The organism is Streptomyces sp. NBC_00727 (genome assembly GCF_045161745.1).
In the GTDB taxonomy this organism is placed as follows: domain Bacteria; phylum Actinomycetota; class Actinomycetes; order Streptomycetales; family Streptomycetaceae; genus Streptomyces.
The window spans coordinates 5,057,171-5,071,368 of record NZ_CP108981.1; the positions used below are offsets into that span (position 1 = coordinate 5,057,171).

Sequence of the window (14,198 nt, forward strand, 5' to 3'; positions counted from 1 at the left end):
AGATACAAAAGGGCGGAGGGTCGCTCAGTTGTCGACCAGTGCGAAGGCCTGGGTGGCGATCTCCAGCTCCTCGTCGGTCGGCACCACGGCGACCGCGACCCGTGCGTAATCCGGCGAGATCAGCCGCGGCACCCCGGACCGTACGGCGTTGAGATCCGCGTCCACCGCGAGGCCCAGCTCCTCCAGACCGGCGATCGCAGCCTCCCGTACCGGGGCGGAGTTCTCGCCCACCCCCGCCGTGAAGACCACGGCGTCCACCCGGCCGAGGACCGCCGAATAGGCGCCGATGTACTTCTTCAGCCGGTGGATGTAGATGTCGAAGGCGAGCGCGGCACGCTCGTCGCCCTCGTCGACCCGGCGCCGGATCTCCCGCATGTCGTTGTCACCGCAGAGCCCCACCAGGCCGCTCTTCTTGTTGAGCAGGACGTCGATCTCGTCCGCCGACATTCCCGCCACCCGCTTCAGGTGGAAGGTGACGGCCGGGTCGATGTCACCGGAGCGGGTACCCATGACCAGCCCCTCCAAGGGGGTCAGGCCCATCGACGTCTCCACGCACCGCCCGCCCGCGACCGCCGACGCCGACGCCCCGTTGCCCAGGTGCAGCACGATGACGTTGACGTCCTGCGGCTCCTTGCCCAGCAGCCGGGCCGCCTTCCGGGAGACGTACGCGTGCGAGGTGCCGTGGAAGCCGTAGCGGCGGATGCGGTGGGCGTCGGCCGTCTCCACGTCGATCGCGTACCGCGCCGCGTACTCCGGCATCGTCGTGTGGAACGCCGTGTCGAACACCGCCACCTGCGGCAGGTCCGGGCGCAGCGCCGTGGCGGTGCGGATGCCCGTGATGTTGGCCGGGTTGTGCAGCGGTGCCACGGGGACCAGGCGCTCGATCTCCTTGAGGACGTCGTCGGTGATCACGGTCGGCTCGGTGAACCGCAGCCCGCCGTGCACCACCCGGTGCCCGATCGCCGCCAGCTCGGGGGAGTCCAGGCCCAGCCCGTCGGCCGCCAGCTCCTCGGCCGCCGCCTTCAGCGCCTCGTCGTGGCCGGCGATCCGGCCCTCGCGCTCCCGGGGCTCGCCGCCGTCCCCGGTCAGCGGGGTGTGGACGAGCCGGGAGGTCTCCTCGCCGATCCGCTCGACGAGCCCGGACGCCAGCCGGGAGCGGTCACGCATGTCGAGCAGCTGGTACTTCACGGAGGAGGAGCCGGAGTTGAGCACGAGCACCCGGCTCGGCTTCCCGCCGGCCGCGGTCTCCTCGGCGCTCGAGTCGGTGTTCGGGGTGGTCATGCGGGTCACTCCTCGCCCTGGGCCTGGATCGCCGTGATGGCCACGGTATTCACGATGTCCTGCACGAGCGCTCCCCGGGACAGGTCGTTGACGGGCTTGCGCAGCCCCTGGAGGACCGGGCCGACGGCCACGGCGCCCGCCGAGCGCTGCACGGCCTTGTAGGTGTTGTTGCCGGTGTTCAGGTCCGGGAAGATCAGGACCGTCGCCTGCCCCGCGACCTCGGAGCCGGGCAGCTTGGTCGCGGCGACGCTCGGCTCGACCGCCGCGTCGTACTGGATGGGGCCCTCGATCCTCAGGTCCGGGCGGCTCGCGCGCACCCGGTCCGTCGCCGCGCGGACCTTGTCGACGTCGGCGCCGGTGCCCGAGGTGCCCGTCGAGTACGACAGCATCGCGATGCGGGGGTCCACGCCGAAGCGGGCGGCCGTGGCGGCCGACTGGACGGCGATGTCCGCGAGCTGCTCGGCGTCCGGGTCCGGGTTGACCGCGCAGTCGCCGTACACCAGCACCTTGTCGGCGAGGCACATGAAGAAGACCGAGGAGACGATCGACGCGTCCGGTTTCGTCTTGATGATCTCGAACGCCGGCCGGATCGTCGCCGCCGTCGAGTGCACCGCCCCGGAGACCATGCCGTCGGCCAGGCCCTCCTGGACCATCAGGGTGCCGAAGTAGTTGACGTCCGAGACGACGTCGTGGGCCAGCTCGACCGTCACCCCGCGGTGTGCCCGCAGCTGTGCGTACCGCTCGGCGAACGACTGGCGCAGCTCCGAGGTCTGCGGGTCGATGAGCTGGGTGTCGGCCAGGTCGATGCCGAGGTCCGCGGCCTTCTTGCGGATGACGTCGACGTCGCCGAGGAGGGTGAGGTCGCAGACGTCGCGCCGCATCAGGACGTCGGCCGCGCGCAGCACCCGCTCCTCGGTGCCCTCCGGCAGCACCACCCGGCGCCGGACCGCGCGCGCCTGCTCCAGCAGCTCGTGCTCGAACATCATCGGCGTGACCCGGCCGCTGCGGGCGACCGAGATCCGGTCCAGGAGTGCGGCGGTGTCGACATGGCGCTCGAAGAGGCCGAGCGCGGTCTCCGCCTTGCGCGGGGTCGCCGCGTTGAGCCTGCCCTCCAGGGCGAAGAGCTCCCCGGCGGTGGGGAAGGAGCCGCCGGCCACCGAGACGACCGGGGTGCCCGGTGCGAGCCGTGCGGCCAGCGTGAGTATCTCCTCGCCGGGCCGCTCGTCCAGGGTCAGCAGCACACCGGCGATCGGCGGCGTCCCGGCGCTGTGCGCGGCGAGCGAGCCGACCACCAGGTCCGCGCGGTCCCCGGGCGTCACCACCAGGCACCCCGGGGTCAGCGCCTTCAGCAGGTTCGGCAGCATCGCGCCGCCGAACACGAAGTCCAGGGCGTCCCTGGCGAGCCCCGAGTCGTCGCCGAGGAGCACCGTGCCGTCCAGGGCCGCGGTGATCTGGGCGACCGTCGGCGCCGAGAGGGCCGGCTCGTCCGGCAGCACCGAGCAGGGCACCGGCAGGGTGGCGGTCAGCCGTTCCGCGACGACGTCCCGGTCGGCCGGGGCGACCCGGTTCACGATCATCGCGAGGACGTCGCAGCCCAGGCTCGTGTAGGCCCGGTACGCGTTGCGGGTCTCGGCGCGCACCGACTCGGCGTTCTGGTCCTTGCCGCCGACCACCGCGATCACCGAGGCGCCGAACTCGTTGGCGAGGCGGGCGTTGAGCGCCAGCTCGTCGGGGAGCTGGGTGGCGGCGTAGTCGGTGCCGAGGACGAGCACCACCTCGTAGTCCACGGCCACCCGGTGGAAGCGCCCGACGAGCCGGGAGACCAGTTCGTCGGTACCCTGCTCGGCCTGGATCGCGGAGGCCTCGTGGTAGTCCATCCCGTAGACCGTGCCCGGGTCCTGGGACAGCCGGTAGCGCGCCCGCAGCAGCTCGAACAGCCGGTCGGGGTCGTCGTGGACCAGGGGGCGGAAGACCCCGACCCGGTCCACCTGGCGGGTCAGCAGCTCCATGACGCCCAGGTCGACGACCTGGCGGCCGTCTCCCCGGTCGATCCCGGTCACGTACACGCTGCGCGTCACGCGTGCTCTCCCGTCGTCTCTGGTCCGGTATGGTGCCCCGGTTCGAGTGGTAATCGCCCGTTTGACGATACCCGTGGGGGCGGAGGGGCCGCCCGCCGGACGACTGCCCCGCGAAGCCGCCTCCCAGGCGGCCCCGGAGCAGCCGGGAGCGCGAGCCGCGCGCCCGGCGTGGGACACTCGTCGTGACTCACCGTACGGGGGAGGCGATGAAGCCCCCGCCCCGCATGCCGACGGACGGGCCCAGCGAGCAGGAGATACAGCAGGATGCGCATCGGAGTTCTCACCGCAGGCGGCGACTGCCCCGGCCTGAACGCAGTGATCCGTTCGGTCGTCCACCGGGCCGTCGTCGGCCACGGAGACGAGGTCATCGGCTTCGAGGACGGCTTCAAGGGCCTCCTCGACGGCCACTTCCGCCCCCTCGACCTGAACGCGGTCAGCGGCATCCTCGCCCGCGGCGGCACCATCCTCGGCTCGGCCCGCCTGGAGCGCGACCGGCTGCGCGAGGCCGCCGAGAACTGCGCCGAGCTGAGCCGCCGTTACGGGATGGACGCGCTGATCCCGATCGGCGGCGAGGGCACGCTCACCGCCGCCCGGATGCTGTCGGACGCCGGGATGCCCGTCGTCGGTGTGCCCAAGACCATCGACAACGACATCTCCTCCACCGACCGCACGTTCGGCTTCGACACCGCCGTGGGCGTCGCGACCGAGGCCATAGACCGCCTGAAGACCACCGCCGAGTCCCACCAGCGCGTGATGGTCGTCGAGGTGATGGGCCGCCACGCGGGCTGGATCGCGCTGGAGTCCGGCATGGCCGGCGGCGCCCACGGCATCTGCCTCCCCGAGCGCAAGTTCGAGGTCGACGACCTGGTCAAGATGGTCGAGGAGCGCTTCGCGCGCGGCAAGAAGTTCGCCGTCATCTGCGTCGCCGAGGGCGCGCACCCGGCCGAGGGCTCGATGCCGTACGCCAAGGGGGAGATCGACCAGTACGGGCACGAGCGCTTCCAGGGCATCGGCAACCGGCTGGCCGTCGAGCTGGAGAAGCGGCTCGGCAAGGAGGCCCGGCCGGTCATCCTCGGCCACGTCCAGCGCGGCGGCACGCCGACCGCGTACGACCGCGTCCTCGCCACCCGCTTCGGCTGGCACGCGGTGGAGGCGGCGCACCGCGGCGACTTCGGCCGCATGACCGCGCTGCGCGGCAACGACATCGAGATGGTCCCGCTCGCCGAGGCCGTCACCCAGCTCAAGACGGTCCCGCTGGACCGGATGCACGAGGCCGAGTCGGTCTTCTGACAGGTGCCACAGGGTGGGGGCTCGCGGAAGCGGGCCCCCTTTCCGTTACGCCGACGGGTCCGTCGTCTCCCAGAACCGGGGCACGATCCGGGCGAGGAAGGCCCGCCCCTCCTCGCCGGTGCCGCCCGGCCGGTCCGTGCCCGCGCTGCTCCAGCTCAGGGTGGACACCATCAGCGCCTGGTAGTCGGCGTGCAGCCGCTCCAGGACCTCCTGGACGCGGCGCCGGTCCAGCGGCACCAGCTTGGCCACCGGCCGGCCGTAAGCCTGCCAGCGCGTCGTCACGGCGCTGCGCAGCAGGTCCGCCAGCTCCTCCTCCCGCCCGGTCGCCGTCACGAAGTCGGCGGGCGTCAGGCTCAGCGCCTCGCTCAGCGCGGCGGACTGGCGCTCGTTGCCGCGCCACCGCCCCGACTCCTCCATCCGCAGATACGCGGCGGTGGCCATCCCGAGCCGGCCGGCCAGCTCGTCCGGCGCCAGCTCCCGGGAGACCCGGTGCTCGCGCAGGCTGCGCGCGGCGGTCAGCAGCTCGCCCGGGGCGCACCACAGCACCCCCGCCAGCGCGGTGAGTTCGTAATCCGAGGGGAGCGCGAGCCCGCGCTCCCAGGCGGCCACCGTCTCGGCGGTGATCCGTAGTCCGTACTGGGCGCCGAGGCCGTAGGCGACATGGCCGGGGGCCATACCCAGGGCCTCGCGGAGTCTTCGCGCGGCGGGAGCGTTGAAAGGCGGGGTGGGGTGCACGGGCCCACCGTAGGAGGCCGGAGCCTGTCTGACTACGGTGTGTTCGCCCGATAATACGGCTCATAGGAAGGTCCTAGGTGCAAAAGCCGCACGGCGGGACAGGTCGCCCCCGGTTCAGCGCTTCTCGGCCTGCCACCGGTAGTGCAGCTCGGGCCGCCCCACCTGCCCGTACTGCGGACTGCGCACCGCCCGCCCCATCGTCACCAGGTGCTCCAGATAGCGGCGCGCGGTGATGCGGGAGATCCCCAGCTCCTGGCCGGCCGCCGCGGCCGTCACCCCGTCCGGGGCGGCCCGCAGCGCCCCGGTCACCGCCTCCAGCGTCGGAGCGCTCAGCCCCTTGGGCAGCCGGGCGGGCTCCGGGGCGCGCAGCGCGGCGAGCGCCCGGTCCACCTCGTCCTGCCCGCTCGCCTCACCGGCCGCCGCCCGGAACTCCGCGTACCGCACCAGCCGGTCCCGCAGGGTGGCGAAGGTGAACGGCTTCAGCACGTACTGGACGACGCCCAGCGAGACCCCTTCGCGGACCACGGCCAGATCGCGGGCCGAGGTGACCGCGATCACGTCCGCCGAGTGCCCGGCCGCCCGCAGCGAGCGCAGCAGCTGGAGCCCGTGCCCGTCGGGCAGGTAGAGGTCCAGGAGCAGCAGGTCGACCGGGGTGCGCTCCAGCGCCCGCACCGCCTCGGCGCGCGAGTGCGCCACGGCCGCCACGGCGAAGCCGGGCACCCGGCCCACGTACAGCTGATGGGCGTCGGCCGCCACGGGGTCGTCCTCGACGACCAGGACCCGGATCACGAGACGCCCTCCTTCGCCGCGAGCGCCAGCGGCAGCCGTACGGTGAACTCCGCGCCCCCGTCCGGACCGCGCTCCAGCGTCACCGTCCCGCCGCTCCGGTGCGCGGCCTGGCGGACCAGGGCGAGGCCCAGACCGCGCCCGGCGCCGTTGGTCGACCAGCCGCTGCGGAAGACCTCGGCGGCGTCCGCCGGATCGACTCCGGCCCCGTTGTCCGCGACCCGCAGCAGGAGTTCGTCCCCGTCGGCGAGCGCGGTGACCGTGACCCGGCCGCGCCGAGCGGGAACGGCCTCCTCCTGAGTCACCGCGTCCACCGCGTTGTCGATCAGATTGCCGAGGACGGTCACCAGATCGCGGGCGGGCAGCGTCGCCGGCAGGGCGCCGTCGTCGATCAGGCTGTCCTCCGCGAGCACCAGCTCCACGCCCCGCTCGTTCGCCTGGGCCGCCTTGCCCAGCAGCAGGGCCGCGAGCACGGGTTCGGCGACCGCCCCCACCACCCGGTCGGTGAGGGCCTGGGCCAGCTCCAGCTCCTCCGTGGCGAAGCCCACCGCCTCCTCCGCCCGGCCCAGCTCGATCAGCGAGACCACCGTGTGCAGCCGGTTCGCCGCCTCGTGCGCCTGGGAGCGCAGGGCCCGGGTGAACCCGCGCTCCGAGTCCAGCTCCCCGGACAGCGCCTGGAGCTCGGTGTGGTCCCGCAGGGTCACCACGGTCCCGCGCCGCTCGCCCCCGACCACCGGACGGGTGTTGACGACGATCACCCGGTCCGCCGTCAGGTGCACCTCGTCCACCCGCTCCTCGGAGGCGAGCAGCGCCCCGGTCAGCGGGCCCGGCAGATCGAGGTCGGCGACCAGGCGGCCGACGGTGCCCGGGGCCAGGCCGAGCAGTTCCCGGCCCGCGTCGTTGATCAGGGCGATCCGGCGCTGCCCGTCCAGCATCAGCAGCCCCTCGCGCACCGCGTGCAGGGTCGCCTCGTGGTAGTCGTGCAGGCGGCTCAGCTCCGTCGCGTTCATCCCGTGCGTGTGCCGCCGCAGCCGGGCGTTGATCACGTACGTGCCGAGGCCGCCGAGCACCAGCGCCGCGCCCGCCGCCAGCGCCAGGGCGCCCAGCTGCGCCCGCACCTGCGAGGAGACCCGGTCCACCGTGATGCCCGCGCTGACAAGGCCGGTGATCCGGCCGCCGTCGCGGACGGGGGTGACGACGCGTATCGACGGCCCGAGTGTGCCGGTGTACGTCTCCGAGAAGGTCTCCCCGCGCAGCGCCCGCGCGGTGTGCCCGAGGAAGGTCTCACCGATGTGCTCAGTGTGCGGGTGCGTCCAGCGGACCCGGTCCGGGCTCATGATCGTGATGAAGGCGATCCCGGTGTCCTTCCGCACCCGCTCCGCGTACGGCTGGAGCGAGGCCGAGGGGTCGTCCGTGCGGATCGCCTCCCGGACCGACGGCGATCCGGCCACCGAGAGGGCCACCGCCCGCGCCTGCCGCGCCGCCGTCTCCTCGGCCTGCCCGCGCCCGGAGGCGTACGCGAAGAACGCGCACCCCGCCACGACGGCCGCCACCAGCACCACCTGCCACGCGAACAGCTGGCCGGCCAGGCTGCGCGGTCGGGTACGGGGAAAACGCATGCCAGTAAGTGTGCCTGGCCGAAAACCCAGGTGGAGCCGGCCATCGGGGGGCGGCCCCACCTATGAACGAAATGCACGCAACGGTGACCGGGGTCACAGCGGGCGGGATAGTCGCCGGGACCCCCGGCACGGGGGTGGGACGACGACGACCCGAGGAGACCCCCGTGGCTGTGACCGCCGCCGAGCCGGAACGCACCAAACCGGACCGTACGAAGTATCTGTATCTCGCCGTGATCGCGGCGGTGGGCCTCGGCATCCTCGTGGGCTTCGTCGCCCCGGACGCCGCCGTCGAGCTCAAGCCCATCGGCACCGGGTTCGTGAACCTGATCAAGATGATGATCTCGCCGATCATCTTCTGCACGATCGTGCTGGGCGTCGGCTCGGTCCGCAAGGCCGCCAAGGTCGGCGCCGTCGGCGGTCTCGCCCTCGGCTACTTCCTGGTGATGTCCACGGTCGCCCTGGCCATCGGCCTGGTCGTCGGCAACATCCTGGAGCCCGGCTCCGGCCTCCACCTCACCGAGGCCGTCCGCGCCGCCGGTGAGAAGCAGGCGTCCGGGGCGGGCGAGTCCACCACGGACTTCCTGCTGGGCATCATCCCGACCACCATCGTGTCGGCCTTCACCGAGGGCGAGGTCCTGCAGACCCTGCTCATCGCCCTGCTCGCGGGCTTCGCGCTCCAGGCCATGGGCTCGGCGGGCGAGCCGGTGCTGCGCGGCATCGGGCACATCCAGCGCCTCGTCTTCCGCATCCTCGCCATGATCATGTGGGCGGCCCCGGTCGGCGCGTTCGGCGCGATGGCCGCGGTGGTCGGCGAGACCGGCGTGGACGCGCTCAAGTCCCTCGCGGTCATCATGATCGGCTTCTACGTCACCTGCGCGCTCTTCGTCTTCGTGGTGCTCGGCACGATCCTGCGCCTGGTGGCGGGGCTCAACATCTTCAAGCTGCTGAAGTACCTGGGCCGCGAGTTCCTGCTGATCCTGTCCACCTCCTCCTCCGAGTCGGCGCTGCCCCGGCTGATCGCGAAGATGGAGCACATGGGCGTCAGCAAGCCCGTCGTCGGCATCACCGTGCCGACCGGCTACTCCTTCAACCTGGACGGCACCGCGATCTACCTCACGATGGCCTCGCTGTTCATCGCCAACGCCACGGGCGACCCGCTGAGCATCGGCGAGCAGATCTCGCTGCTGGTCTTCATGGTCATCGCCTCCAAGGGCGCGGCGGGCGTCACCGGCGCCGGCCTCGCCACCCTCGCCGGCGGCCTCCAGTCGCACCGCCCCGAGCTCGTCGACGGCGTCGGCCTGATCGTCGGCATCGACCGCTTCATGAGCGAGGCCCGCGCTCTGACGAACTTCGCGGGCAACGCGGTCGCCACGGTCCTCGTCGGCACCTGGACCAAGGAGATCGACCGCGCACGGGTGGACCAGGTGCTCTCCGGCGCGCTGCCCTTCGACGAGAAGATGATCACCGACGAGGGCCCCGCCGAGCCGCACGTCCCCGAGGCACGGGAACGCGGGACCGTCGTCGGCGAGGAGACGCCCGCTCCCGCCAAGGTCTGACACGTCCTTGCCTTGACGCCGACGTCAAGGATTACGGTCGCGGTATGCGAATCGGGGAGCTGGCCGAACGGGCCGGGACGACGACGCGGACGCTGCGCTACTACGAGTCGCGCGGGCTGCTGCCCGCACGGCGGGCGGTGAACGGCTACCGCACGTACGACGAGAGCGATCTGCGGCTCATCCAGCAGATCCGGACCCTCCAGGACTTCGGGTTCGACCTGGAGGAGACCCGGCCCTTCGTGGAGTGCCTGCGCGCAGGGCACCCGGCCGGGGACGCCTGTCCCGGTTCGCTCGCCGTCTACCGGCGCAAGCTCGGGGAGCTCGACGAGCTCATCGAGCAGCTGCGGGCGGTCCGCTCGGAGGTGGGCGCCCAGCTGGCCCGCGCCGAGCTGGAGGCGGCCGCCGAGCTGCCCGGCGGCCCCGAACCACGCTGCGAACTGGGAGGATGACAGATGATCCACGTAACGGGTGTCGACGAGGTCACCGACGAGACCTTCGACGCCGAGGTGCTGGGGGAGACCCGGCCCGTCCTGGTGGAGTTCACCGCCGACTGGTGCGGCCCCTGCCGCCAGCTCGCCCCGGTCCTGGGCGCCGTCGCCGAGGAGGAGCGCGAACGGCTCCGCGTCGTCCAGATCGACGTCGACCGCAATCCGGCGATCAGCGCCCGGTACGGCGTGCTGTCGATGCCGACCCTGATGGTCTTCCGGGCCGGCGAGCCGGTGAAGTCCATGGTCGGCGCCCGTCCCAAGCGGCGGCTCCTCCAGGAGCTGGAGGACTTGCTCTGAACCGCCCGAGGGGGCGGGGCCACACCGGCCCCGCCCCCTCGTCGTCTCACCGCGTCACGCCGGCTTGAACCACACCGTCGCCAGCGGCGGCAGCGTCAGCGACACGCTCGACGGCCGGCCGTGGGACCCCACCGCCTCCGCCTTCAGCGGCTCCTCGTTGCGCACGTCGCCGCCCCCGTACCGGGCCGCGTCCGTGTTCAGGACCTCCGCCCACAGCCGGGGCCCCTCCGGCACCCCGAGCCGGTAGTCGTGCCGCACCACCGGCGAGAAGTTGGAGACGGCCAGCAGCGGCGCGCCCTTAGCGTCGTGGCGCAGGAACGCGAACACGTTGTCCTCCGCCGCGCCCCCGTCCACCCAGGCGAAGCCCTCCGGACGGGTGTCGCGCTGCCAGAGCGCGGGCGTCGCCCCGTACACCCTGTTCAGGTCGCCCACCAGGTCCCGCACCCCGCGGTGGTCGCCCGACGCCTCGTACGAGGGGTCCAACAGCCACCAGTCCGGGCCGTGGCCCTCCGACCACTCCGCGCCCTGTGCGAACTCCTGCCCCATGAAGAGCAGTTGCTTGCCGGGGTGGGCCCACATGAAGCCCAGGTACGCGCGGTGGTTGGCGCGCTGCTGCCACCAGTCGCCGGGCATCTTGCTGACCAGGGCCTGTTTGCCGTGCACCACCTCGTCGTGCGAGATCGGCAGCACGTAGTTCTCGCTGTACGCGTACACCATCGAGAACGTCATCTCGTCGTGGTGGTACTTGCGGTGCACCGGCTCCTTGGAGACGTACACCAACGAGTCGTGCATCCAGCCCATGTTCCACTTCAGGCCGAAGCCGAGACCGCCGTGGTCGGTGGCCCGGGTCACGCCGTCCCAGGCGGTGGACTCCTCCGCGATGGTGACCACGCCCGGATTGCGCCGGTAGACCGTGGCGTTCATCTCCTGGAGGAAGGCGACCGCGTCCAGGTTCTCCCGCCCGCCGAACTCGTTGGGCGACCACTGGCCGTCCTCGCGCGAGTAGTCCAGGTAGAGCATCGAGGCGACCGCGTCCACCCGCAGCCCGTCGATGTGGAACTCCTCGCACCAGTACGTGGCGTTGGCGACCAGGAAGTTGCGCACCTCGGTACGCCCGTAGTCGAACTCCAGCGTGCCCCAGTCCGGATGCGCGGCCCGCCTCGGATCGGAGTGCTCGTACAGCGGCCGGCCGTCGAACTCCGCGAGCGCCCAGTCGTCGCGCGGGAAGTGCGCGGGCACCCAGTCCATGACGACACCGATCCCGGCCCGGTGCAGCGCGTCGACCAGGAAGCGGAAGTCGTCCGGCGAACCCATCCGGGAGGTCGGGGCGTAGAAGCCGGTGACCTGGTAGCCCCAGGAGCCGCCGAAGGGGTGCTCGGACACGGGCATCAGCTCCACATGCGTGAAGCCCAGCTCCTTGACGTACGCGGGCAGCTGCTCGGCGAGCTGACGGTATGTCAGGCCCGGTCGCCAGGAACCGAGATGTACCTCGTACACCGAGAACGGCGCCTCGTGTACCGGTACGTTCCCGCGCCTCGCCATCCACTCCTGGTCCTGCCAGACGTGGTGCGAGGCCGTCACGACCGACGCGGTGGCGGGCGGGACCTCGGTGTGCCGGGCCATCGGGTCGGAGCGCGTCGTGTGCGAACCGTCGGGGCGGCACACGTCGAACTTGTACAGCGCGCCCTCCCCGGTCCCGGGCAGGAACAGCTCCCACACCCCGGACGAGCCGAGCGACCGCATCGGGAAGCCCGTGCCGTCCCAGTAGTTGAAGTCGCCGCACACCCGGACGCCCCGGGCGTTCGGCGCCCACACCGTGAACCGCGTCCCGGCGACGCCCTGGTGCTCCATCGGCCGGGCCCCGAGCGCGGTCCACAGCTCCTCGTGCCGGCCCTCGCCGATCAGGTGCAGGTCCAGCTCCCCCAGCGCGGGCAGGAAGCGGTACGGGTCGTCGGTCTCGATCTCGTTGTCCTCGTACGCCACCAGCAGCCGGTACTCCGGCACCTCCGGCAGCGGCAGCACCCCGGAGAACAGTCCGTCCCCGTCGCTGTGCAGCGGAGCCCGCAGCCCCTTCGCGAGCACGGTGACCGACCGGGCGAACGGGCGCAGCACCCGGATCGCCACCCCGTCGGCCACCTGGTGAGCGCCCAGCAGGTCGTGCGGGGCGTGGTGCTCGCCGGCCAGCAGCCGGCCCCGGTCGGCGTCGTGCAGCGGGGCGGCCGGGCGCAGCTCCTGGCTGCCGGCGCTGCGGGGGCGGGGCGGGGCCGCGGCCTTCTTCGCACGCTTGGCCGGGGCGGCGGCGCCCGTCGCGGCGGGCTTCTTCGGGGCCCGCTTCTTCGGGGCCGGCCCGGCCGGTGGCGCGGACAGGGTGGCGGCGATCGGTTCCTCGGCGAGCGGGAGCTCGGGGGTGGGCGCGTCGGGCGCGGACTTGCGGGACGGCTTGCGGGCGGTCACAGGGACAGCCTCCTCGGAGGTGTTGGCGGGGTGGGGCGGACGGGGCGGTACGGGGGAGCGGGGCATCCTCAGACGGCGGAGACGGAGGCCAGGCGGTGGATCGCGGCCATCGGGACCGGGAGCCAGTCGGGCCGGTGCCGTGCCTCGTACAGCACCTCGTACACCGCCTTGTCGGTCTCGTGGGCGCGCAGCAGCTCCGGCTCGGCGCGGGGGTCGGCGCCCGCCGCGTCGGCGTAGCCGTCGCAGTAGGCGTCCCGGCAGCGGGCGGCCCACTCGGGCTTCCAGGGCCGGTGCGAGCGGGCCGCGTAGTCGAAGGAGCGCAGCATCCCGGCCACGTCGCGCACCGGGGGCTGCGGGCTGCGGCGCTCCGGGAGCGGCCGGGCCGGCTCGCCCTCGAAGTCGATCAGTGACCAGAAACCGTCGGCGCCGCGCAGGGTCTGGCCGAGGTGGAGGTCGCCGTGCACCCGCTGTGCGGCCCAGCTGCGCCCCCGGTGCCCGAGCGCGGCCACCGCGTCGAACGCGGCGCGCAGCCCGGGGACGTACGGGACCAGCTCGGGCACCGCGTGCGCCGCGGCCTCCAACCGCTCCACCATGGCGGCGGCCAGCTCGTCGGTCTGGGAGCGGCGGAGCACCGGGGTGGGCAGGGCGGCGGCGAGCGCGGTGTGCACCTCGGCGGTGGCGCGGCCCAGCGCCTTCGCCTCGGCCAGGAAGTCGTGCCCGGTGGCGAGGGCGCGCAGGGCGAGCTGCCAGCCGTCCTGGGCGCCGCGCAGGAACGGCTGGAGCACCCCGAGGGTCAGCCGCTCCGGCGTCGCCGCCTCGAACCAGGCGACCGGCGCGGGGACCCGGCCGCATCCCTCGCGGGAGAGCGCGAGCGGCAGTTCCAGGTCGGGGTTGGTGCCCGGGAAGACCCGGCGGAAGATCTTCAGGATGTACGCGTTGCCGTACACCAGCGAGGAGTTGGACTGCTCGGTGTCCAGCACCCGGGGCGGCAGGTCCTCCGGGATCGGCTCCGCGCCCCGGTCGAAGCGGACCGCGCCGAGCCGGCCGGGGGTGCGCAATCGTTCCAGCAGCAGCGAGGCCAGGCGCGCGTCGTGCAGCCCGTCGTAGACCGCGAGCCCCGCCAGCGGTCCGTCCGGGACGCGGCCGATGGCTGCGGGGGCCAGGTGCTGGGGCAGCGCGGAGCGGACTCCGAGGAGCAACTGGTAGCAGTCCACGGGGGGCTGGGCGGCCATCGTGGGCTGGTGGACCCGCACCAGCAGGTGCAGGAGTCCGGGGGTGCCTTCGTCGCTGCCGTCCACCGGCAGTATCTCGGTGGCCGAGACGAGCGAGAAGGCGGTGATGGGCCGCCCCTTGCCCGCGAACCACCGCTGCCGGGGCAGCCATTCGTGGAGCAGCGGTCCGAGAGACGGAATCAGGGCAGTGCTGTTCGCCAGGGTGACCTGAGCGGATGCAGCCTCCGACATGGCATCGCGTCCTTTCCCCGGGCACACCACAGGATGCGAAGAGTGTCCCGGATTGCGGCATTGGCTGTCCGGCTGTGCGGGACGTGTCGGGTCAGGATGATCCGTACGGACTCGACATGAGGGGATAGAAACGCCAGGAGAATCCAGGAAG

At 72.8% G+C, this 14,198-nt stretch carries 11 protein-coding genes; 4 read left to right on the forward strand and 7 right to left on the reverse strand.

The features are described from left to right. Positions 1-24: 24 nt before the first annotated feature. On the reverse strand, positions 25-1,281 hold the full coding sequence (locus OG242_RS23090) for an acetate kinase (protein ID WP_405899964.1): 1,257 nt from the start codon (positions 1,279-1,281) through the stop codon (positions 25-27). A gap of 5 nt (positions 1,282-1,286) precedes the next feature. Continuing rightward, positions 1,287-3,359: a phosphate acetyltransferase gene (gene pta, locus OG242_RS23095; protein WP_405899965.1), complete on the reverse strand. Its 2,073-nt coding sequence runs from the start codon at positions 3,357-3,359 to the stop codon at positions 1,287-1,289. A gap of 264 nt (positions 3,360-3,623) precedes the next feature. Between pta and OG242_RS23100 the strand changes: the two genes are divergently transcribed. Then, positions 3,624-4,649: an ATP-dependent 6-phosphofructokinase gene (locus tag OG242_RS23100; RefSeq protein ID WP_405899966.1), complete on the forward strand. Its 1,026-nt coding sequence runs from the start codon at positions 3,624-3,626 to the stop codon at positions 4,647-4,649. 45 nt (positions 4,650-4,694) lie between these two features. Here OG242_RS23100 and OG242_RS23105 read toward each other — a convergent pair whose 3' ends face one another. From OG242_RS23105 to OG242_RS23115, 3 genes are all read right to left on the reverse strand, one after another. Then, complete coding sequence (locus tag OG242_RS23105; protein WP_405901703.1) at positions 4,695-5,324, reverse strand: helix-turn-helix domain-containing protein; 630 nt, start codon at positions 5,322-5,324, stop codon at positions 4,695-4,697. Positions 5,325-5,498: 174 nt separating this feature from the next. Then, on the reverse strand, positions 5,499-6,173 hold the full coding sequence (locus tag OG242_RS23110; protein WP_405899967.1) for a response regulator: 675 nt from the start codon (positions 6,171-6,173) through the stop codon (positions 5,499-5,501). Then, the gene (locus OG242_RS23115; protein ID WP_405899968.1) at positions 6,170-7,789 is read right to left on the reverse strand and encodes an ATP-binding protein; all 1,620 of its coding nucleotides are present in this window, start codon (positions 7,787-7,789) and stop codon (positions 6,170-6,172) included. Before OG242_RS23115 ends, OG242_RS23110 begins: the two co-directional genes overlap by 4 nt. Before the next feature lie 170 nt (positions 7,790-7,959). Here OG242_RS23115 and OG242_RS23120 point away from each other — a divergent pair, with 170 nt between their 5' ends. From OG242_RS23120 to trxA, 3 genes are read left to right on the forward strand one after another with little or no spacing between them, the layout of a single operon-like run. Continuing rightward, on the forward strand, positions 7,960-9,345 hold the full coding sequence (locus tag OG242_RS23120) for a cation:dicarboxylate symporter family transporter (RefSeq protein ID WP_405901704.1): 1,386 nt from the start codon (positions 7,960-7,962) through the stop codon (positions 9,343-9,345). Positions 9,346-9,389: 44 nt separating this feature from the next. Next, positions 9,390-9,794 (forward strand): MerR family transcriptional regulator, encoded by a 405-nt coding sequence (locus OG242_RS23125; RefSeq protein WP_093706064.1) that lies wholly within the window; start codon positions 9,390-9,392, stop codon positions 9,792-9,794. A 3-nt stretch (positions 9,795-9,797) separates the two neighbouring features. Beyond that, on the forward strand, positions 9,798-10,130 hold the full coding sequence (gene trxA, locus OG242_RS23130; RefSeq protein ID WP_405899969.1) for a thioredoxin: 333 nt from the start codon (positions 9,798-9,800) through the stop codon (positions 10,128-10,130). 54 nt (positions 10,131-10,184) lie between these two features. Here the strand turns inward: trxA and glgB are convergent, their stop codons facing one another. Both glgB and OG242_RS23140 read right to left on the reverse strand, forming a co-directional pair. Next, on the reverse strand, positions 10,185-12,584 hold the full coding sequence (gene glgB / locus OG242_RS23135) for a 1,4-alpha-glucan branching enzyme (RefSeq protein ID WP_405899970.1): 2,400 nt from the start codon (positions 12,582-12,584) through the stop codon (positions 10,185-10,187). Between the two features lie 68 nt (positions 12,585-12,652). After that, entirely contained in the window at positions 12,653-14,047 is a 1,395-nt protein-coding gene (locus OG242_RS23140; RefSeq protein WP_405899971.1) for a maltokinase N-terminal cap-like domain-containing protein, read from the reverse strand. Between the last annotated feature and the right edge of the window lie 151 nt (positions 14,048-14,198).